General features: G+C 31.5%; 21 protein-coding genes and 1 CRISPR repeat array. Of the genes, 3 read left to right on the top strand and 18 right to left on the bottom strand.

Annotated elements, in window-relative coordinates:
* Positions 1-66: 66 nt before the first annotated feature.
* A CRISPR array of direct repeats spans positions 67-435; the repeat unit is 32 nt; unit sequence ATTTCAATCCACGCCTCCGTATGGGAGGCGAC.
* Between the two features lie 127 nt (positions 436-562).
* From cas2 to HMPREF1630_RS05210, 15 genes are all read right to left on the bottom strand, one after another.
* Positions 563-856 (bottom strand): CRISPR-associated endonuclease Cas2, encoded by a 294-nt coding sequence (gene cas2 / locus HMPREF1630_RS05140; RefSeq protein ID WP_037327707.1) that lies wholly within the window; start codon positions 854-856, stop codon positions 563-565.
* Between the two features lie 2 nt (positions 857-858).
* Entirely contained in the window at positions 859-1890 is a 1032-nt protein-coding gene (gene cas1 / locus HMPREF1630_RS05145) for a CRISPR-associated endonuclease Cas1 (RefSeq protein WP_037327709.1), read from the bottom strand.
* Positions 1850-2539, bottom strand: coding sequence for a CRISPR-associated protein Cas4 (cas4, locus tag HMPREF1630_RS05150; RefSeq protein ID WP_156095809.1), 690 nt, complete (start codon positions 2537-2539; stop codon positions 1850-1852). The genes cas1 and cas4 overlap by 41 nt, the downstream gene beginning before the upstream one ends.
* A 1-nt stretch (position 2540) precedes the next feature.
* A complete protein-coding gene (cas7c, locus tag HMPREF1630_RS05155; RefSeq protein WP_037327717.1) occupies positions 2541-3401 on the bottom strand; it encodes a type I-C CRISPR-associated protein Cas7/Csd2 in 861 nt (286 codons plus the stop codon).
* A 1-nt stretch (position 3402) separates the two neighbouring features.
* Positions 3403-5232 (bottom strand): type I-C CRISPR-associated protein Cas8c/Csd1, encoded by a 1830-nt coding sequence (locus tag HMPREF1630_RS05160; RefSeq protein ID WP_231549513.1) that lies wholly within the window; start codon positions 5230-5232, stop codon positions 3403-3405.
* 122 nt (positions 5233-5354) lie between these two features.
* The gene (gene cas5c / locus HMPREF1630_RS05165; protein ID WP_037327722.1) at positions 5355-6056 is read right to left on the bottom strand and encodes a type I-C CRISPR-associated protein Cas5c; all 702 of its coding nucleotides are present in this window, start codon (positions 6054-6056) and stop codon (positions 5355-5357) included.
* A 151-nt stretch (positions 6057-6207) separates the two neighbouring features.
* Entirely contained in the window at positions 6208-8712 is a 2505-nt protein-coding gene (locus HMPREF1630_RS05170; protein ID WP_037327723.1) for a CRISPR-associated helicase/endonuclease Cas3, read from the bottom strand.
* Between the two features lie 140 nt (positions 8713-8852).
* A complete protein-coding gene (locus HMPREF1630_RS05175; protein WP_052039377.1) occupies positions 8853-9338 on the bottom strand; it encodes a GNAT family N-acetyltransferase in 486 nt (161 codons plus the stop codon).
* Positions 9338-9757, bottom strand: a complete 420-nt coding sequence (locus HMPREF1630_RS05180) for a hypothetical protein (RefSeq protein ID WP_004827670.1) — start codon at positions 9755-9757, stop codon at positions 9338-9340. The genes HMPREF1630_RS05175 and HMPREF1630_RS05180 overlap by 1 nt, the downstream gene beginning before the upstream one ends.
* An 8-nt stretch (positions 9758-9765) precedes the next feature.
* Entirely contained in the window at positions 9766-9969 is a 204-nt protein-coding gene (locus HMPREF1630_RS05185) for a helix-turn-helix transcriptional regulator (protein ID WP_004827673.1), read from the bottom strand.
* Between the two features lie 23 nt (positions 9970-9992).
* Positions 9993-10346, bottom strand: a complete 354-nt coding sequence (locus HMPREF1630_RS05190) for a hypothetical protein (RefSeq protein ID WP_004827676.1) — start codon at positions 10344-10346, stop codon at positions 9993-9995.
* A 115-nt stretch (positions 10347-10461) separates the two neighbouring features.
* Positions 10462-10932 carry a GNAT family N-acetyltransferase gene (locus HMPREF1630_RS05195; RefSeq protein ID WP_052039378.1) on the bottom strand — a complete coding sequence of 157 codons (471 nt, stop codon included), beginning with the start codon at positions 10930-10932 and terminating at the stop codon, positions 10462-10464.
* The gene (locus tag HMPREF1630_RS05200; RefSeq protein ID WP_197049866.1) at positions 10929-11780 is read right to left on the bottom strand and encodes a hypothetical protein; all 852 of its coding nucleotides are present in this window, start codon (positions 11778-11780) and stop codon (positions 10929-10931) included. Before HMPREF1630_RS05200 ends, HMPREF1630_RS05195 begins: the two co-directional genes overlap by 4 nt.
* 63 nt (positions 11781-11843) lie before the next feature.
* Positions 11844-12320: a hotdog domain-containing protein gene (locus HMPREF1630_RS05205; RefSeq protein WP_037327727.1), complete on the bottom strand. Its 477-nt coding sequence runs from the start codon at positions 12318-12320 to the stop codon at positions 11844-11846.
* A gap of 326 nt (positions 12321-12646) precedes the next feature.
* The gene (locus tag HMPREF1630_RS05210; protein ID WP_269319699.1) at positions 12647-13075 is read right to left on the bottom strand and encodes a DUF523 domain-containing protein; all 429 of its coding nucleotides are present in this window, start codon (positions 13073-13075) and stop codon (positions 12647-12649) included.
* 153 nt (positions 13076-13228) lie between these two features.
* Between HMPREF1630_RS05210 and HMPREF1630_RS05215 the strand changes: the two genes are divergently transcribed.
* Positions 13229-14617 carry a sodium-dependent transporter gene (locus HMPREF1630_RS05215; RefSeq protein ID WP_037327729.1) on the top strand — a complete coding sequence of 463 codons (1389 nt, stop codon included), beginning with the start codon at positions 13229-13231 and terminating at the stop codon, positions 14615-14617.
* Between the two features lie 26 nt (positions 14618-14643).
* Here the strand turns inward: HMPREF1630_RS05215 and HMPREF1630_RS05220 are convergent, their stop codons facing one another.
* Positions 14644-15066, bottom strand: a complete 423-nt coding sequence (locus HMPREF1630_RS05220) for a hypothetical protein (protein ID WP_037327730.1) — start codon at positions 15064-15066, stop codon at positions 14644-14646.
* Between the two features lie 98 nt (positions 15067-15164).
* Between HMPREF1630_RS05220 and HMPREF1630_RS05225 the strand changes: the two genes are divergently transcribed.
* On the top strand, positions 15165-16220 hold the full coding sequence (locus HMPREF1630_RS05225; RefSeq protein WP_037327732.1) for a CaiB/BaiF CoA transferase family protein: 1056 nt from the start codon (positions 15165-15167) through the stop codon (positions 16218-16220).
* 128 nt (positions 16221-16348) lie between these two features.
* A complete protein-coding gene (locus HMPREF1630_RS05230; RefSeq protein WP_037327788.1) occupies positions 16349-17959 on the top strand; it encodes a DEAD/DEAH box helicase in 1611 nt (536 codons plus the stop codon).
* Between the two features lie 51 nt (positions 17960-18010).
* Here HMPREF1630_RS05230 and HMPREF1630_RS05235 read toward each other — a convergent pair whose 3' ends face one another.
* Positions 18011-18331, bottom strand: coding sequence for a glutaredoxin family protein (locus HMPREF1630_RS05235; RefSeq protein ID WP_037327734.1), 321 nt, complete (start codon positions 18329-18331; stop codon positions 18011-18013).
* Between the two features lie 69 nt (positions 18332-18400).
* On the bottom strand, positions 18401-18829 hold the full coding sequence (locus HMPREF1630_RS05240) for a hypothetical protein (protein ID WP_037327736.1): 429 nt from the start codon (positions 18827-18829) through the stop codon (positions 18401-18403).
* Positions 18830-18832: the final 3 nt, after the last annotated feature.

Consider the following 18832-nt stretch of genomic DNA (forward strand, 5'->3'; position numbering starts at 1 on the left):
AAAATCAATCCACGCCGTATGGGAGGCGACCCACAAAGCCAGATAAGGTAAGCATCGAGACCCCCAATTTCAATCCACGCCTCCGTATGGGAGGCGACTATTGATTGCAGGTTAGAAAATTTTATAAATGATTTGATTTCAATCCACGCCTCCGTATGGGAGGCGACGAAGATGCTGATGGTAATATAAGCACTTCCACATTAATTTCAATCCACGCCTCCGTATGGGAGGCGACAAGCGGTAACAAATTATAACTTTAAAAGAAAATATATTTCAATCCACGCCTCCGTATGGGAGGCGACATAGACATAAGGGCTGAAAGGCTTGAAGAAATAATATTTCAATCCACGCCTCCGTATGGGAGGCGACGAAAGCTATTGGATGAATTATATAAAGGCTTGCAATTTCAATCCACGCCTCCGTATGGGAGGCGACCGCAGATTTTTAATATTTATTATTCTTTTTTCTGCATTTTAGTCATTTATTATGAGTTTTGTCTCTTTAATGCGCCCAATACTTTGAGCTATTTTATATAATTTTATGTTTAACTAGGCATCTCATCCTATAGCAGCAATAAATCACTTGATGGATTATAAGATTCATCTTTTCCTAATGTTTCTACCCTCCTTTCCCAATTTTTTCCTAAATTATATATTCTTATTGAATCTCTCTCCTTATCTATCGCTTCCTCTAATTTATTTTTTATTTGTATTAAATCTGCTGGATAAATTTGTAATTCAAATACTGAATTTTGAACTCTTTGTCCATAATTTTTACATATTTTTGCAACATCCCTTAGTCTTTTATTTCCACTTTTAGACTTCGTTTCTACATCATAAGTAATTATTACATACATATTTAGTCCTTCTGCATATATGGTGGGTATGAAGGTATATCTCCTCTTATATAAGAATTTAATAGTTGAGCCTGTATATGTGATAAAAGACCTACTTTGATTTTTTTATCTAAATAATAATGCATTACTTCTTCTTGTTCTCTTTTGTTCCAATATTGTAGAACCAGATCTCTTCCCTTTTCGTTAAGTAAAGTTGCATTATTTTCTTTTATAATAAAGTGATTTTTATTTATTCTGCCATAATTAATAAGAGATAAGCAAAACTTGTCTATAATTATAGCTCTAAATTCTTCAATTATGTCTAATGACATACTACATCTGCCTGCCCTATCTGTATGAAAGAATCCTGCATATGGATCAACACCAACTCCCTCTAAGGCAGCTGTAATTTCATTCGTAAATATACTGTACATAAAGGACAATAATGCATTAAATCTATCCATTGGTGGCCTTTTAGTTCTCTCTACCATAAAAAAATCTTCTCTTTGCTTAATTATAAGTTCATCAAGTGCAGAAAAGTATTCTCTTGCTATATTTCCTTCAATTCCTCTTATGGTATCTTTATTGCTTGCTTTTGTGATTTTTTTCATTTGATCTTTAATGAAATCTATAGAAAATTCTATTTTACTTATGTCTATTTTTTCTTTATTATCTAGCTTGCCTCTAATTAGAACTTTCCTACTATTATACGCTTTTGCGTATATAATATTTTTCACAAAATCAATACTTTCATCAGTACTTGATAGCAAATATTGTTTTTTCCTGTTATATATATTCCCATAGCTATTACCTACCACTCTTCCACAATATCTACCATAAGGTGTAAAAAAAGTGATCATAATATTATTTTCCATACATAACTTCATTGCACCTGGACTTACTCCCATGTAATTAAATAACACAATCTGTCTAAATATATGAATAGGGAATGCTTTTAATCTCTTACCTTCATAAGTAACAACTATATTTTCTCCTTCCCTTTTTATATAATAATCAGGATTTGTTAGGTAAAGGATATTTAGTAAATTTATCATAATACTTCTCCGTATATATAATTATTGATAGATTTATATTTTTTGTTAATCTAGGTAAGCACTTATCATTTAAGGAGCAAAGATTGCATTTTCTGTAATAAGAGGCTGACGGAATCTTCTTCGCTTGATACGCTTGATGCATCTCAAATATAGTATCTATAGTCAAGTTCCTTAAATCATTATTAAATTCGATTTCTAATCTTTCATCAGTTTTGTGATAGTATATATATCCTTTTTTAATTTTAGTAGCAAACATCTCTTCTATGCATAAAGCCTCAGCCATTAACTGAGCCTTATCATACTGGTATTTCTTCTCTTTACCAGACTTGTACTCAACAATTATGGGATTCCGGTATCCTTGTTTCCCAACTATTTTTATTCCTTCATTTGCTTTATGAAATTCTATTGTATCTAAAATGCCACTAATTCCAAGTTCTTTTGAGGATACAGGCATAGCTCTAGAAATAATTTTTCGCTCTCTTTTTTCTTTTATCATTGGATTATCTGTTTTTTTATGGATTATTTCCCCATTCTTGGTAAAAGTATTTTCACTCCACTCATTCTCTATATGAATTAAAGCCCGTTGTCTCTTACAAAACAAATAATGTTGAATCCCACTAATCATTAAATATTCATCTTCCGAATACATTTTAAATTCCTACAAAATGTTCAACTTTTAAACCTAATCCCTTGTATTCTCCTAATTCCTTGTCTTTTAATTTTATTTCATAGTCATCATAAGTTTTTTCTAATTTATCTAATGGACGATTATTATATTCTATCAAATCCTTTATCTTGCCACTAGATACATTGCCAATTTTTGATGAGTGTGTAATCCAATATATATCTTTAACTTGCATTGAACCATCAGGTCTAGCTGATGATATATCATTTATAAATAAAGTTCTTATTGCTTCTTTTAAGACTTCTAAATCTTTATCATCAAATCCAGTTTTTTCAGAAAAATAAACATTGACGCTTCCGTTTACAATATAGACTCCATATTCCACAAAATGCTTACTTCCCATTGTATCTGCACTCCTAGAATTACCTGCCTTAGGTTCCATTCCATTAACACTCTTTGTAATTTGCATAGTAGTTATATCTATTGGTTCAATGGATTTAGCAACAGATATACTTACTGGTCCCCTTATACCTATAGATCTTTTCTGATATGTTATTACCTGACCAAAAGTTCTAACATCCATCCATTTATTATTTGATTCTGCTGTTACAACTTCATCCTTTATCTCATCTTTACTAGGAAAACTATTTTCAAATCTTTTTTCTAATGAATTAAAACCATCGTCGCTTCTATCTTGAGCTTGTACAAAAATATCATGCCCCATGTCTTGCATCCTATTTCTAATTTTTCTTTTAAGGCATACATCGCTTATTATCCCAAAACCTCTGTTATCTATTCTTGGCATATTATTAGCAAGTGGATCTCCATTAGGATTAGCGCCCTTAACTTCAATTGTAAATATAAAATCAATTTTATTATTTATCATGTTAATTCTCCTTATCAATTTCTATAGATTTTTTATAATTTAAATATTCAATATAATTTTTTTGACCTTCATAGCCAAATATAAAACCAGGGCCTAAAGGCTTATTATATGATGGGTCCTTATCACCATAATTATCGCTTATTAAATTTGAAACAGTTGTTATTTCATTATCTATATTCTCGCACAACTTACGTTTTTTTTCATCAGCTTTAAGTTTAAACCTATATGGCATCACTAAAGTTCTTAGCCTGAAATTTATTGTTACTGGATTATTTATGAAACTTGACCATAACTTTTCCGCATTAGTAATTCTTGCATCATCATTGGAATATGTGTTTGCCTCTATTAACTCATATAAAGCAAGAAGTCTTCCATATAAGTATGATCTATCTAATTTTTTCCTATCTAACATATTGTTATCAATTTCCTCCTTATTTCTTAGGGCAGCTAGTGTACACAATTCAATCTCATTCCAAGCATTATTATATTTTTGTCTATTTCTGATATTAATTTCTAGAGCTTTTATTATGTTCTGAGGCATCTGCCTACCTTCTACAACAGCAGCCATTATATTTGAAAATTGACTTGTTGAGAAACTATCTTTATCTATCTCTAACTTCCCATCTCTTTCTGTGCCGTAAGCAGCGAATATAAATCTTCTTAAACCTGGAGTGTAATTGAATTGACCATTATCATTTGAATACCCAAACCAGTGATAATTCTCTTGCCACTTTTTTAGATTCACTATTAGTTCGGAGCTCTTAATTTCATTGAAATATCTAACTGAAACCCTTCCATTGCTTATCTTATCTACAACTGCAAAATAATAGCTAGAATTATCAGAAAATAATATTTTCCCATTAGTAAATGATTTAACTATATTCTCGCTTATTTCATCAGCAAACTTAAAACCAGTATTATTATCTGGATGCACTTCAAATTTTATATTTTTATTTAAAAAATTATTTTTTGATACTTTATTAACTAACTTGATATTTTTGGTCAAATCTAAATTTGATTCATTTTGTATATCATCAGAAAACCAACTTATGGCATATGTCATTCCTCCTAACCATCTAGACGTATTTTTACAATCTAATAAAGCCTTAGCCATTTGCATGATTTTTTGGCTTGTATTTTTTCCAATTTTTATCGTTTGACTCGGATCAGTAAACCTACCATAAAAATTTTCATTATTTGCTGTTATCTGTGATATCAATTTTGCAGAGCCTAAAAGAGGCTTATGTTTCAAACACAAATAATCTTTTTCACCACTTATATTGCATGTTATTTTAGGCGTGTCTTTATCATTTTTTAATATATAGTTAACGTAATCTATATATTTTTTGTGCAAAGTTTTATTTTCTGTTATACTAACATCTCTTAAACCGTCATAATTTTCGATTTTATATGACAAATATATCTTTGAAAAATCAGCATTTGATTTTTTCCCATTTCCACTACTTTTATCTATATACTCTATTATTTTTTGATTTTTTATTTTGTAATCTCCATATAATTTAGTTAATATTTCATCGAAAGCCTTATCTCTATTAATAAAATTATAAAATATCCTCACAAAATCAATGTTTTCATAATTTAGCCAACCTGAAATCCCATCCAAATATGATAATGATTTTTTATTATTATCCTTAACTAGGTAGTCAAAATTATCAAAAAGTGGATGAGGCGAAACCCCACTCGACCTAGAAACAGAATCTTCTGTAACTGGAAAAATAACGATTTCATCACTTTTCAAAAAATATGCCTCAAGCAAATTGCTTGCTTTATCTAATTTTATTTCAATAATATTTTTTCCATTAGACTTCATGCTATTATGGTATAAAGGCAGAATAAGATAAGTATTGTCGTCATTTTTATCTATCATTCCATGATTCAAACCATAATTGTAAGACTTAAACAAAGTCGTAAAAAAACTCATACAACCTCCTTTCAATATCCTTCTAGTTCATAGTCTACCGTCTTTGTTATTTTAGGTTTTTTATAAGTATAGTTTGAAACGATATTTACAATATCACACTCTTCATCCTTTGGATATTTAATCCTTCCATTAATCATATTTATTGGAGCATATGTTGATTTTAGAGGTTCTCCCTCGTTTTTAGGATAAATGAATGAGTTAAACATAATTCCAAAGCTAAGATTTGTATGATCGTAATATCCCTCATCCTTTTCATACTCATCCTCGTTAAGTATATCAACATAACCATTACATTCACTTACTCCCAAAAATATTATTCTTCTACCACCTCTTTTAAGGGATCTTTCTGTTATAGCCTCATGTTTTTTTATGTTCCTATCATTTTTGAGATCATCCCTATATTCATTCCATTCAAAATGATATTTTACATAGTAGCAAACGTTTGTCAGGTAATTATAAGAACTTAAATCACTCTTGTAGTTACTTAGCAACAACCTAGTACCTTGTGAGTGAGACTCGATTTTTTTCATTATCCTTATTTCATCAACTACATTTTTAAGAACAGGTTTGAAATAATTTGCGTCAAGAATACCCTTAATCATCTCCCTAGTCGGAATTCCATATGACTGTTTTTCACCCCCGCTCTTACTTTCAGGGCTTGTTATCATTGCCCTATCTCCATATATTTTTGCATAAAAGTACTTTGATTTCATTACCTCACCTCCTTTATTTTCATTATATTATGTAAATAATATAATGTCAAATATTGTTTTAAAAGAATAATAGAATATAATATTATTGTCAGTATATACTGTGGATTGAAATATTATTTTATGCAAAAAAGACCTCATCTAAGGTCTTTTTTTATAATAAAAATATATTCTCGCCACCAAAATCAATACCAAATTTTGGATTATAATAAGTTGAATCAACTATATATAACATACCATCTAAGATTGAGCTAACTTTATCAAGATCTTTATTATTTATACTCACACTATGGATTGAGAGCCTTTTGCAAAGACTTTTAATTTTCTTTAACAGTTTTAAATCATATGACTTCTTAAATTCAATTTCTAAATCTCTTATCTCATTAATAATTTCTTTACTGGCCTCATATTCGATTACAGCTGTATTTTGTTTATCTTTTATAAAATCAAATTCATTATAAGCCGTTTTAAATGACTGAAAAATATTTAATGCAGTATCTTTTTCATTATCAAAAATAAATCCAGAATCTATTTTAAAAGAGGTATTTTTGTGTGATTTCAAATATAAATCCCTTGCATTTATATTATTAGAAAGTAATTGTAATATAGTTGAAAAATCTTTTCTATCTATATTCGCATATAATTTTTTAAAATAGCATTTTACAATAATGTCCAAATCAACTTTTTGATACATATTTCTTAACACATACCTAGCTGCTTCTTTTCTCTCATCAATACCTTTTAGCATAGAAGTTTTTTCTTGATTACTATCAATATTGATTACATAAGTCTCACACGCTTTTCTTTTACCTTCTCTATTACACCTTCCCATGGCTTGAACAATCGAATCAACACCACTAATTGACCTTATGACTAATTCAAAATCTACATCCACACCTGCTTCTATTAATTGTGTACTTACAAGACATATCTTTTCATTTCTATTAAGCCTCTTTTTTATATCTTTAATTTTTTTAATCCTATCAAACGCAGTCAAATTTGTTGTTAAATAATATAGATCATCCTCTTGATAATAACAACTTAAAATATCATATAATTCTCTAACTGTTTTTTTAGTATTAAGTATTATTAGCGATGACTTGTCCTGATTTTTTAGTAATAGTTCTTTTATATCTTCCAAAGTGTATTCTTCGCTTATATTTTTATATAATTTTAGATTTACCCTCTTAAAACTTGCTAATTCATCTTTTACTAACTTTATAATCTCCACGTTTTTACAATCCATATCCCCATAAGATAATTTATGTCTAAGAATTTTTTCTGAATTTGTTGGCTGGGTCGCAGTAGATAAGACTATATTCGCATTAAACACAACCTTTAGAAAATTTAATGAAAGATTGGTCATATAGAGATATTCTGTTGGGATAGATTGACACTCATCTATAATAATCACAGAGTTTATGAGAGACTTAAATCTGGTTAGATTAGCGGATTTCCCTTTAAAAATAGTGTTAAAAAATTGAACCATAGTTGTCATAACAATAGGTGACGACCAATTGTCAAGTAAATAATCTTTTCTGATAGATTCAAAACCATCCCCATAATCGTCACTTTTGACAAGATCTTTATCTAGCACATTTGAATGGTGTTCTAAAATATAATCATTGTTCCCAAGAACTTCTTTCATCTCTTTGGCGTTTTGTTCAAGTACAGATAAAAATGATGTCACATAAAAAAACCTATCCTTGTTTTGATAATTTAATTGATTTATACCATATCTTAATGAAAGTAAAGTTTTACCTGCTCCTGTAGGTAAGTTTAGTTTATAAATTCCATTCTTGTCAATTTTTGATCTCTTGAGAATATCATTAGATATTCTATGTCTTACTTTATTAATCAGAGTATTAGGGATACCAAAGCTCTCATATTTTTCATTTACCTTTCTTTCAAATTCTTTTCTTATCTTACTCAGCTCTTTTATATTTTCTTCTTCTATTATCGTTTCATATGAATTTATCGTATCTTTAATATCTGCCGATTTTAGTATTGACACCAAAGTTCTAATAACTAAGCCTTTATAGAAGCCCAAAGCTTCACAATCATAAGTTTCTTTATATTTACTTAAATCCATAAGTTTTTTTATAACACCTACATATTCTATAAAACCTTTGGTGAATATATCTGCTAAATCAATTCTATTTTCTAAAAATAAACCGATTACTTTTTTATATAAATCTTCATCTGCTACTTTATCTATTCTTTCAAAACTTGTATATACATATCCTTTCTTTTTAGAATCCCTTACTTGATCATATTGGCCATGATGAGACATAATAGTATATATAAGAATATTTGTATAATCATATACTTCTAGCACATCTATCCCACTATTTGTAAATATATTATCTTGACCATCCTCCAAATTATTAAGGATATCATTAGATAAATTTAGAATAATGTAACCACCGAGGGTCGAGTGATCAACATGACGACTTGAATTACTTAGTATCTTTTCTTGAAATTCTTTACTTATTTTCCCTATGTCATGTAGCAAGCCCACTATATATGCAGTATTGGCAAATCCAATTTTATCACCAATTTTTTTGCTTCCTTCAGCAGTATTTACTAGATGATCAATCAACTTTTGTCTTTTATTACTATTTTTTTGGTCGACATGAGCATATAAATTATCAAACACTTCATGATTCTCCTGACATTTAATATTTTGAAATCTCTTAATTAGATTATATCACATATGAATTTTATTTATATATATTATAAAAATCGTCCAAGAGATAGATAACTTACTTTAAGTAATCTAATTCCCCGGACGATTTTTTATATTAACTCTAATTTATACATTTCTTTATCAATTTTTTCAAAAGCATGGCTTTTGAATAAACTTATTGAAACTTGGTTAAAGTCGTAAATTTCTGCCTTTAGGTAAGATAATTTCTTTTCCCTTGCATAGGATATCAATTTATCTAGAACCTTGCTTCCTATTTTCATTCCCATATATTCTTTCGAAACTACGATAGCGACCATGTTATCATCAAAAATAGCACAATCTCCTACTAGTTTATTTTTGTAGGCTATATAAAATAAATCTCCATTTTTATTTAAGTACTCATACATTAATTTTAGCTTGTCGATGTCATAAGGTGCGTCGGCGTTATCTACCATTTTCACAGTTAGCTTATCTTCATACCAAGGAAGGGTGAGTTTATAGGCAGGAAAATATTCGACCAAATATATGTCATCAGCAAAGTCAAAAGTTTCGTATTCCTTAGCTCCTAAAATCATCACACTTCGGCCATTTTTCATTAGTCAATCCTATTCCAATTATTTTCCATAAGATTGGTTAGGTTTTTGAAATTATTTTTAAAGAGCCTGCCATTAAGCTCTACTTCGTACTCATAAGTTTTACCCAGATGGTTTATTTTGAGTATTTTTTTGTTGCCCTCAACAAGTTCAAAATCTTCTATTTCATTCCAAGCCATAAAGAGAAAATCTTTTTTATCTGAGTTTGAAATCTCTGATTCATATACTCCTTTAGGGTCAAAGTATAAAATGAAGGTCCTTGATGAATCCATTGTATAGTAAAGGCCGCCGATTAAAAACCATTTGCTAATATCCTTGGCAGGACTATTGTGCTTAAAAACTATTAAATAAGACTTATCATCTCCAAATTTTTCCCTTACTTTTTTATCCATATCTTCGCTAGTGTTAAATAATAATCCCATAATTTCTCCTATTTAAATATAAATACTTCCTTAATGTCCTTATCAAAAACCTTGCAAATCTTGTAGGCTGTCTCTAGGGTAGGACTAATTGTGTTACTTTCATAAGCCATTATCGACCTGCGTTTAAGTCCTACCATTTTTGCCAGGGCGTTTTGAGAAAGACCCATTTCCTTCCTAAATTCTCTAATCCTATTTTCTATTAATACATCCAAACAAATACAGTCTCCTTTCTTATTTATAAATCTTTAACATATTTTATCCTTGCAATTAAGGTATAAACCACAAAAATACATAAAGTTACATATAGCTTAAACACCTTTATATCCAAGGCATCTGTTGGATCATAACCAAGAGTTAGCGATTGAATAGCTCCCAGGGCCAAAATAATTATTATAGATATTAAAGTGCTTAATAAAAAGGCCTTTAGAGTGTAGTATTTTTGCACTCTTCCTCTTTCATTTTTAAAATAATAAAAAGAAATGTAGAAAAATACTCCCAAGCCTATTATTATCGGCAAATAATTTGGTACTTTTACAAAAAACATCGTAACTAACAAAATAAAATAAGAAACTATTGCTAAACTTATCATAAATTCTCCTTAGATTTTGTTACATTTATAGTACTAATCTTGTTACATTTATAGTACCATACTTACAAAAATCTCGCAAGAATTTTTTAAAAAAAGCCTTCAAACAAGTTAATGTTTAAAGACTTTTTATCATTATCATACAGGGATTGTCCTCTCCCCAAATTTCTTTAATTGTTTCCATCTTCATAAAGCCAAGACTTTTATAAAATCCTATGGTCTTATCGTAGTGCTTATCTATGCCTTCATCAAGAGTTTTGACCTGACAAAACCCAAATTTTTCCCTATATAAATTTAATACTTCATCAACAAGGATTCGGCCCAAGCCTTGACCCCTTGATTTTGCAAATAGACCCAGACAATAAAGCTCGATTGTATAAGGCGAAGTCTCTTTTATAATTAAAAATCCTAGGTCCTCTTTATTTAAGCTAATAATATAGGTGTCAAGTTCTCTAGCTTCCTTGCCGTAGTCCAAAATAGCTTCTTCTATGCCAAACCAATCAGGTAAATCTCTTAGAACTTTTTCTACGAATTTTCTTTTATAATCCTTTTTTTCTTCCAACCTAATTTTTATTTTTCCATCTATCAAGCAAATATCTCCTTAACAGTTTCAGGCATATTTATCAGCTTGTTTAGGTCAATAACTATCAAGTCATCAAAACCAGACGCCATTTCCCAACATTCTTTAGTTAATCTAGTTTCATCTATAACTAAGACTAGCTTGGTATTTTCCTGATCAAGTGCCTTCCTATATTTTTCAACACTAGCCAAGATTTCCATAAATTCATGAACTTTCAAATAAGTCTTGTAGCTAATATCCTTAATCTCAATTATATATTTAAGCCCATTTTTCTCCGCCAATATATCAAGGTAATAGAATCTTTTAGTTTCCTTATCAATAATTTTCGGCTCTATCTGGGTTTTAAAACCATTTTTCCTAAGGGTCGCGTCAATTAATCTAACTTTGTTATATTCACCTTGAATTGAAATGTTGCTTAAAGCTCTTATCAGATTTTTAGGTTTTATCTTAATTATCGCCTTCTTCTCGCCCTTATGTTCATTAAAACCTACAAACATATCGCCAACAACTGTAAAATCTCCATGGGCAACTGCATTTCTTATGCACCTTAATAAATCTTCAGTCTTGGTTTTATTTTTTTGCCTTACCAGGATTATTTTTTGGCAAGAAGTGCAAATTTCTCCCTGGTAATAGTCCCAATATTCATCGAAAATTTCACCACCAGGTCTAATAAACAAAACATCTTTCTCGCTCATCCCAAGGCAATCTAGTACATAAGCAAAGGTCAAGTTTTCAAAGGCCTTACTCCTAATAAGATCATCGCTAAAAGATTGTACAGAATCAATATTTGGTATATACCACAATAGCATTTGAATGGCATCCATCACGTCCTTATCCCAGTCTTTTGGTCTTGGCATATGGTAAATCTGATATTTTTTCGTATTTCTATGGCAACAACATTTCTCAAACTTCATAATAACCTACATATTATCCTTAACAGCTACAGCGACCATCTTCGCCTTAGCCCTCACTTCATCCTTACAAGTTAAGACCATATTTACTATAGCCTTCCTGTCGCCTAATTCTTCAAGGCTTGCTACTACCTCAACTTCCTCATCCATAGGTGTTGGCTTTTTGAAATCTATCTCTAGATGGGCAGTTATAAATCTTTCTATAACTGTATCTTCCATAAGCTCAAGCCCCTTAGATTTGTGTTTAAAAAATGCAGCGCTTGCAGTACCATGGCAATCAAATATCATCGCAATCATACCACCAAATAAATTGTTTGGCACCCCACCAGTAAAGGCCTTTGCCGGTTTAACTTTTGCAACAACTTGCTTACCATCTTCAGTCGGATAAGATTTTAAATGTAGACCTTCTTCATTCTTAGGACCACATCCCCAACAATATTGAAACCTCTCACCATAAGTATCTTGAATTGCAATTTTTTTATTCATAACGAGCCTTCCTATCAAATTAATTTCTCTACTATATATACCCAAATTTCTCCCATAGATATATACAAAAGAAAATACCCGAAAATTTTCGGGCAATTCATGACAATTAGTAGATTGATTTAAATTTCTGTCCAAGTCTCTTGCTTGTGGCACATATCCCAGAACATATACTCAAATATGCCTGTCTTAACCACTATTTCTTCAAGAACTTTAACTCCCTTTCAGGCTTAGCTTCTGCTAGCTTATTCATTAGATCCATGGCATTATCATTTAAGCTTGTAAACTCATCTGATGAATAGGTCTTAATTCACAAACCATAATTTTTATCAAATGTTTGTTAAATCTTCAACATCAATAGCTTTTATTCCCTCTTCCTTTAATAATTTTACAAAAATACCGTCGCCATTTATTAATTTCCCAGTAAAAGAACCATCATATATTTTTCCCACCCCACAAGATGGACTTCTCGATTGCAATACAACAAGCTCTACTTTACTTCTCTTAATAAGTTCTATAGCTTTTTTTGCCCCCTTTTTAAATTCATCATCAACCGATCTCCCGTCTTTGGTCCTTACGATCTCGCCAACAATTTCAGCAGGATCTCTTGGAGTTGGTAGACCTCCCAATACCTCAGGGCAAATAGCTACTAAGTCATGATTTTTAAGAATTTCTTCTAATTTTGATGAAAAATTATTCTTACCATTATATTTGCAATTTTCTCCTAAAAGACAAGCACTGACTCCAATCTTCATCATTTCACCTCATTTCATTTTCAAGACAGCAAACATCTTCCTATCTCAAAATATATTTTACCATAAAATTAATGAAAAAAAATTAAAAAAAACTTTTAATTATAAATTTTTGGTGGTATGATATGACTATTAAATTATAAGAAAAGAGGAATTGTTATGAAAGAACATAAAGGATTCACTGGCCAGCTTGGTTTTGTATTAGCTGCAGCCGGTTCAGCCGTCGGTGTAGGTAACCTTTGGCGCTTCCCATATCTTGCCGCCAAAGATGGAGGGGGAGTTTTCCTTATTATATATCTGGCTTTAATTTTTACAGTCGGTTTTGTTCTCCTAACTACAGACCTTGCGATTGGTCGTAAAACTGGCAAGAGTGCTATATATGCCTACCAATCAATGCATTCAAAATGGAAATTTTTAGGTATTTTTACATTTTTTGTACCAGTTATTATTATGACCTATTATGCAGTTATTGGTGGATGGATACTTAATTACATAAAATATTTTTTAACTGGTGATATGAAACTCGCTGCAGAAGATGCTTGTTTTACTAACTTCATATCTTCAAACGCTTCTGTTTATTGCAGCCTAATCTTCATGGTTATGACTGCTTTGATAGTTTTTGGCGGGGTTGAGAAGGGAATTGAAAGAGTTTCTAAAATTATTATGCCAATTCTTTTAATTATGGTAGTTGGTATAGCTATTTTCTCCCTTACCTTAAAATCAAGTGGAGAAAATGATGAAATCAGAACTGGTCTCCAAGGCCTAGCAGTTTATTTAAAGCCTGATTTTACTGGTATGACTTTATCTAGATTTTTACAAATATCCCTAGATGCTATGAGTCAATTGTTTTTCTCACTTTCTGTATCTATGGGGATCATGATTACTTATGGATCTTATGTAAAGAAAGATGTAGATCTTAGTAAATCAGTATCAGTTATAGAAATCATGGATACAGCTGTGGCTATGCTTGCAGGTGTAATGATAATTCCAGCTGTTTATGTATTTTTGGGTGTTGAAGGAATGTCTGCTGGCCCTGGCCTAATGTTCATTTCCCTACCAAAGGTATTTTTCCAAATGGGTCCTGCTGGTAGGATAATTGGCCTATTATTTTTCATTCTAGCAGCATTTGCAGCCCTAACTTCTTGTATATCAGTACTTGAATCTATAGTTGCAAACACAATAGAAATCTTAGGCACAGAAAGAAAATCAACAACCCTAGTGCTATCTGTTATTTATCTCATAGCAACAGCAGTAATTGCCCTAGGCTATAGCAAATTCTACGTTGAAGTATCCCTACCAAATGGTTCAACAGGTCAACTCCTAGACATAATGGACTATATTTCAAATAGTTTCATGATGCCTCTAATAGCCTTCCTATCATCAATCTTTATAGGATGGATTATGAAACCACAATGGATAATAGACGAAGTGGAATATGGTGGCAAGAAGTTTGCCAAAAAAGGTCTTTACGTCGTAATGACCAAGTACTTCTTACCTGTCATCATGTTTGTCTTGTTTTTAATATCAACAGGTATTTTCACCTACTAAAAAAATCGCTCCTCTGGGGCGATTTTTCATTTAAATTTTCCTATAATTTCAAGAACTTTTGGAAAATCTTCTTTCTTATATTTTTGCTTGTAAATTGTTGAGTCTGCATAAAATTCAAGCTTATAATTTTCCTTATCTATCTTTATATCTCTTATATTAGAAATTTCAATTTTCCTAATGGTTGATTTTCTAAGTAATACATAAAATCCATCTTGACCAATTCCTTGACAATAAATTATTGTCCAAAGGTAAAACAGAGCAGAAATTGCTGCAATACCTGACTCTATTCCCCTTCCTATTTTATAAGCTAAAGCTAAATACAAAATCCCAGCTATAACCAATATAATATTATAAATAGGTCTTATATCTATTCTGATCTTCTTTCCCTTACTTTCTCTTAGGTTATGAATAGCAAAGGCTAAGAACATTAAAATTACAAAGTACTCCATAAATTCTCCAAAAACGCGTTAATCTCCTAATAATATTTTACCAGATTTTAAATATGAAACTAATGGGTAAATTATTAATATAAAGAAAAGAGGATATTATGAATTTATTAGACAATTTGAAAATACTTGATTTTACAACCCTACTTCCAGGGCCTTATGCTACATGGATGCTTGCAGAAATGGGAGCTGAAGTTTTAAAAATTTCTGCACCAAACAGGACTGACCTAATCTTAGATTCAAATCCAAAAACTAAAAAAGGTCTTTCGGCAAACAGGGCCTGGTTAAATAACAAGAAAAAGGAGATTTTTCTTAATTTAAAAGAAGAGGCTAGTCAAAAGGAAATTATTAGGCTAATTAAAGAAAAAGGATACAACTGCATAATTGAACAATTTAGGCCTGGAGTAATGGCTAAGTTTGGCCTTGCCTACGAGGATATAAAAAAAGTTCAATCTGATATACTTTACTTAAGCCTCACAGGCTACGGTCAAGATGGACCTTACAAAGATAGGGCCGGTCATGATATTAACTTCCTTGCCTTATCAGGAATCATGGGGCACTCTGGAAGGAAAGATGGTGGTCCTGTTCTATATGGTATGCAAGTTGCTGACATGGCAGCTGCACAAAATGCAATTATAGGTATCCTTGCTGCCCTAAATAAGAGAAATGCCACTGGAAATGGATCATATATCGATGTTTCAATCCTTGATAGTGTAATTGCCTACAACACAATGACTGGCGCTGGGCTTATGATGACAGGTATGAATCCTGGCAGGGAAGAAAATTCCCTAAATGGTGGGTCACTTTATGATTTCTACCAGACAAAAGATGACAAATACCTAAGCTTCGGAGCTCTTGAACCAAAGTTTTTCGAAAAATTTTGTAAATTAATAGGCAAGGAAGAATGGATTGTGGCTGGTTGCCTTTGCCCTGACTATAAAGAGAAGAAAGAAGTCTTAAGGGAAATATTTAAAGAAAAAACCAGGGATGAATGGGTAAATATTTTTGATGGAGCAGATTGTTGCATAGAGCCAGTTCTAGATTTAAAAGAAGCCCTTTTAACCAGCAAAAACACAAAACTTAGAAAAACAATTGAAACTATAAATATTGATGGTGAAGACATATGTGTCTATACAAATCCTATAAAATTTAAGTGAAATTATTAAATTTCAACATTTTTTGGAAATTATGAGCTATTTTCAATATTTGTAGTATAATACTATAAGTATTTGGCAGTTGTCTAATGACGGCTGCCTTTTTTATTGAATTAGTAAAGGAAAAAATAGTGGAATTTAAAGAATTATATATATCAGAAGAAACATTAAGAGCAATTGCAGATATGGGATTTAAGTCCCCTTCGCCTATCCAAGAAGAAACCATCCCTCCCCTCTTAGATGGAAAAGATGTTATAGGTCAGGCTCAAACTGGCACAGGTAAGACTGCTGCTTTCGCTATCCCAATTATCGAAAAAATCGAAGCAAATGGACTCACCCAAGCCCTTGTCCTATGTCCAACAAGGGAACTTTGTATCCAGGTAGCAAAAGAAATAGGAAATCTTGCTAAATATCATACAGGCATAAATATTCTGTCAGTCTACGGTGGAACACAAATTGTAAAGCAAATCAAAACTCTTAAAAAAGGTGTCGAAATTGTTGTCGGCACACCAGGCAGGCTCATGGACCTGATGAGAAGAAGAGTCCTCAAGCTTGATAATCTCAAAATCGTAGTCCTTGATGAAGCTGATGAGATGTTTGACATGGGTTTTAGGGATGATATGAAATTTATCCTAGATGCTACTAATAAGGACAGACAGACTTGCTTTTTCTCAGCAACTATGGGCAAGGAAATTTCAGAATTTTCCAAGATTTATCAGAAAAATCCTGTAACAATCAAGATAAAGGCAAAAGAATTAACTGTAAATAAAATTGACCAACATTTTATAAAATTAAAAGAAGCTGATAAAGAAGAAACCCTAACCAGGCTTTTAGAAATCAACAAGCCAAGGCTTGCCATTATTTTCTGCAATACCAAAAGAAAAGTTGACAAACTCGTAGAATCTCTAAGCAAAAAATCCTACCTGGTAGATGGCCTTCACGGTGATCTCAAGCAAACTCAAAGAGATATAGTTATGAAAAAATTTAGAAACAATACCATAGATATTTTGGTAGCTACAGATGTGGCTGCTCGTGGGCTAGATGTAGACGATGTTGATATGGTAATAAACTATGACCTCCCTCAGCTTGATGAATATTACGTCCACAGGATAGGTAGGACCGCCCGTGCTGGCAGGAGTGGTCTATCCTATTCCCTTATTTCTGGCAGGGATAATGAAAGGCTTAAGGCTATCGAGAAATACACCAAGGCTACAATAAAACAAGCACAAATCCCAAGCCTAGTTCAAATGGATAGGAATCTAGAGACTGGCGTAGTTGATGATATCATTGAAAAGCTTGAAAATTATACTACTCTTGAGAGAGAGAAATCAATCCTAATTAGGTTAATGGAAAAAGGCTACGATCCCTTTGTCATCTCCCAAGTCCTCTTATCAGATAAGCTAAACAAAGACAATCTAGATCACCACGAAAAAATAGCTGGTGTTGACACGCCAAAGGAAAAATCGACTGCTAATAAGAAAAAATCGAACAAGTATAAAGACGAAAACATGACAACTCTCTTTTTAAACAGGGGCAAGATGGATAATTTCACCAAGGATAAGATAATAAAGGCCCTAAACAGGCTTGCCCATGTGCCAAATAAAAAAATAGGACAAATCAGAATTCAAAAATCTTATAGCTTTGTTGATGTAGAAAAAAGTGTGGTTTATGAATGTATAAGGACTATGAACAACAAAAAAATCGCTGGCAAAAAATTAAAAATTGAAGAGTCCCAAAACTAAAAAAATAAAAAAATGATGAGCCAGGAGGAATCCTCACCAGCTCATCATTTTTTATTCGGTTTTTAAAATTTCTTTCCTCTTAGCCTTGTTTTCCTTGGCCTTTTCCAGGAAATTTTCTTTTGCATAGGCGATAATATCGTCTGATTCATACATGGCCTTGCCATCTATCACCATGCAAGGCACTTGGATTTTGCCACCTACAGCAATTAGCTTATCTTGGTTTTCATAGCCAGAAGTCACATCTTCAGTATTATATGACGGAAATTTAATTATGTCATTTTCCTTAAAAAAATTCAAAACCTTAAGGCAAAATGGACAATCCGGTTTAAAATAAAGTTCAAAATCCCATTCTCTTTTAATTTCTTTTCTCATAACAATCCTCCCTTTATCTTTTCCCTATATTCCTACCCTAAAAAGATTTTTAAAAACTTTTAGCTTATATCAAATTTTAAAATATTGGTCTAAAGGATTTATTATTTTATAAATTTTTTCAAGCTCATCCTCACTAAGGTTTGTTAGATAAAGCTCGCTTCCATGGTGGGCACTGGAGTAGTCTTCCCCTATTTCAATACCGTTAAAAGGACTATAATGATCTATGCCACCGCCGTTTACAACTTTGTAGATTGCCTTAAAATCCCTTATCATTTCCTTATTTGTAATGCCTTCCACCCTTAAAAGATTGTTTTCATCACTAATTTTAAGGTCATTTCCATATGCAGTTAGTAACTCCAAAATATTATTCTGTTCTTTTTCAAAACTTGCTTTGAATCTTAATCCTGGCTTTAAGAAAATTTCTATTATTTCAAGCCACCAGTTGGGATTTGCCTTATAAATTTCATAATCGATTAAGAATATATCTAGATTTGTCATATT

It is taken from the genome of Anaerococcus lactolyticus S7-1-13 (assembly GCF_000758765.1).
GTDB classification, from domain to species: Bacteria; Bacillota; Clostridia; order Tissierellales; family Peptoniphilaceae; genus Anaerococcus; species Anaerococcus lactolyticus.

Coding starts and splice junctions, on each gene's coding strand:
- cas2 (WP_037327707.1), bottom strand. CDS start 856: ATGTATGTAATAATTACTTATGATGTAGAAACGAAGTCTAAAAGTGGA.
- cas1 (WP_037327709.1), bottom strand. CDS start 1,890: ATGATAAATTTACTAAATATCCTTTACCTAACAAATCCTGATTATTAT.
- cas4 (WP_156095809.1), bottom strand. CDS start 2,539: ATGTATTCGGAAGATGAATATTTAATGATTAGTGGGATTCAACATTAT.
- cas7c (WP_037327717.1), bottom strand. CDS start 3,401: ATGATAAATAATAAAATTGATTTTATATTTACAATTGAAGTTAAGGGC.
- HMPREF1630_RS05160 (WP_231549513.1), bottom strand. CDS start 5,232: ATGAAGTCTAATGGAAAAAATATTATTGAAATAAAATTAGATAAAGCA.
- cas5c (WP_037327722.1), bottom strand. CDS start 6,056: ATGAAATCAAAGTACTTTTATGCAAAAATATATGGAGATAGGGCAATG.
- HMPREF1630_RS05175 (WP_052039377.1), bottom strand. CDS start 9,338: ATGAAAAATGGCCGAAGTGTGATGATTTTAGGAGCTAAGGAATACGAA.
- HMPREF1630_RS05180 (WP_004827670.1), bottom strand. CDS start 9,757: ATGGGATTATTATTTAACACTAGCGAAGATATGGATAAAAAAGTAAGG.
- HMPREF1630_RS05190 (WP_004827676.1), bottom strand. CDS start 10,346: ATGATAAGTTTAGCAATAGTTTCTTATTTTATTTTGTTAGTTACGATG.
- HMPREF1630_RS05200 (WP_197049866.1), bottom strand. CDS start 11,780: ATGCCAAGACCAAAAGACTGGGATAAGGACGTGATGGATGCCATTCAA.
- HMPREF1630_RS05205 (WP_037327727.1), bottom strand. CDS start 12,320: ATGAATAAAAAAATTGCAATTCAAGATACTTATGGTGAGAGGTTTCAA.
- HMPREF1630_RS05210 (WP_269319699.1), bottom strand. CDS start 13,075: ATGATGAAGATTGGAGTCAGTGCTTGTCTTTTAGGAGAAAATTGCAAA.
- HMPREF1630_RS05215 (WP_037327729.1), top strand. CDS start 13,229: ATGAAAGAACATAAAGGATTCACTGGCCAGCTTGGTTTTGTATTAGCT.
- HMPREF1630_RS05220 (WP_037327730.1), bottom strand. CDS start 15,066: ATGGAGTACTTTGTAATTTTAATGTTCTTAGCCTTTGCTATTCATAAC.
- HMPREF1630_RS05225 (WP_037327732.1), top strand. CDS start 15,165: ATGAATTTATTAGACAATTTGAAAATACTTGATTTTACAACCCTACTT.
- HMPREF1630_RS05235 (WP_037327734.1), bottom strand. CDS start 18,331: ATGAGAAAAGAAATTAAAAGAGAATGGGATTTTGAACTTTATTTTAAA.
- HMPREF1630_RS05240 (WP_037327736.1), bottom strand. CDS start 18,829: ATGACAAATCTAGATATATTCTTAATCGATTATGAAATTTATAAGGCA.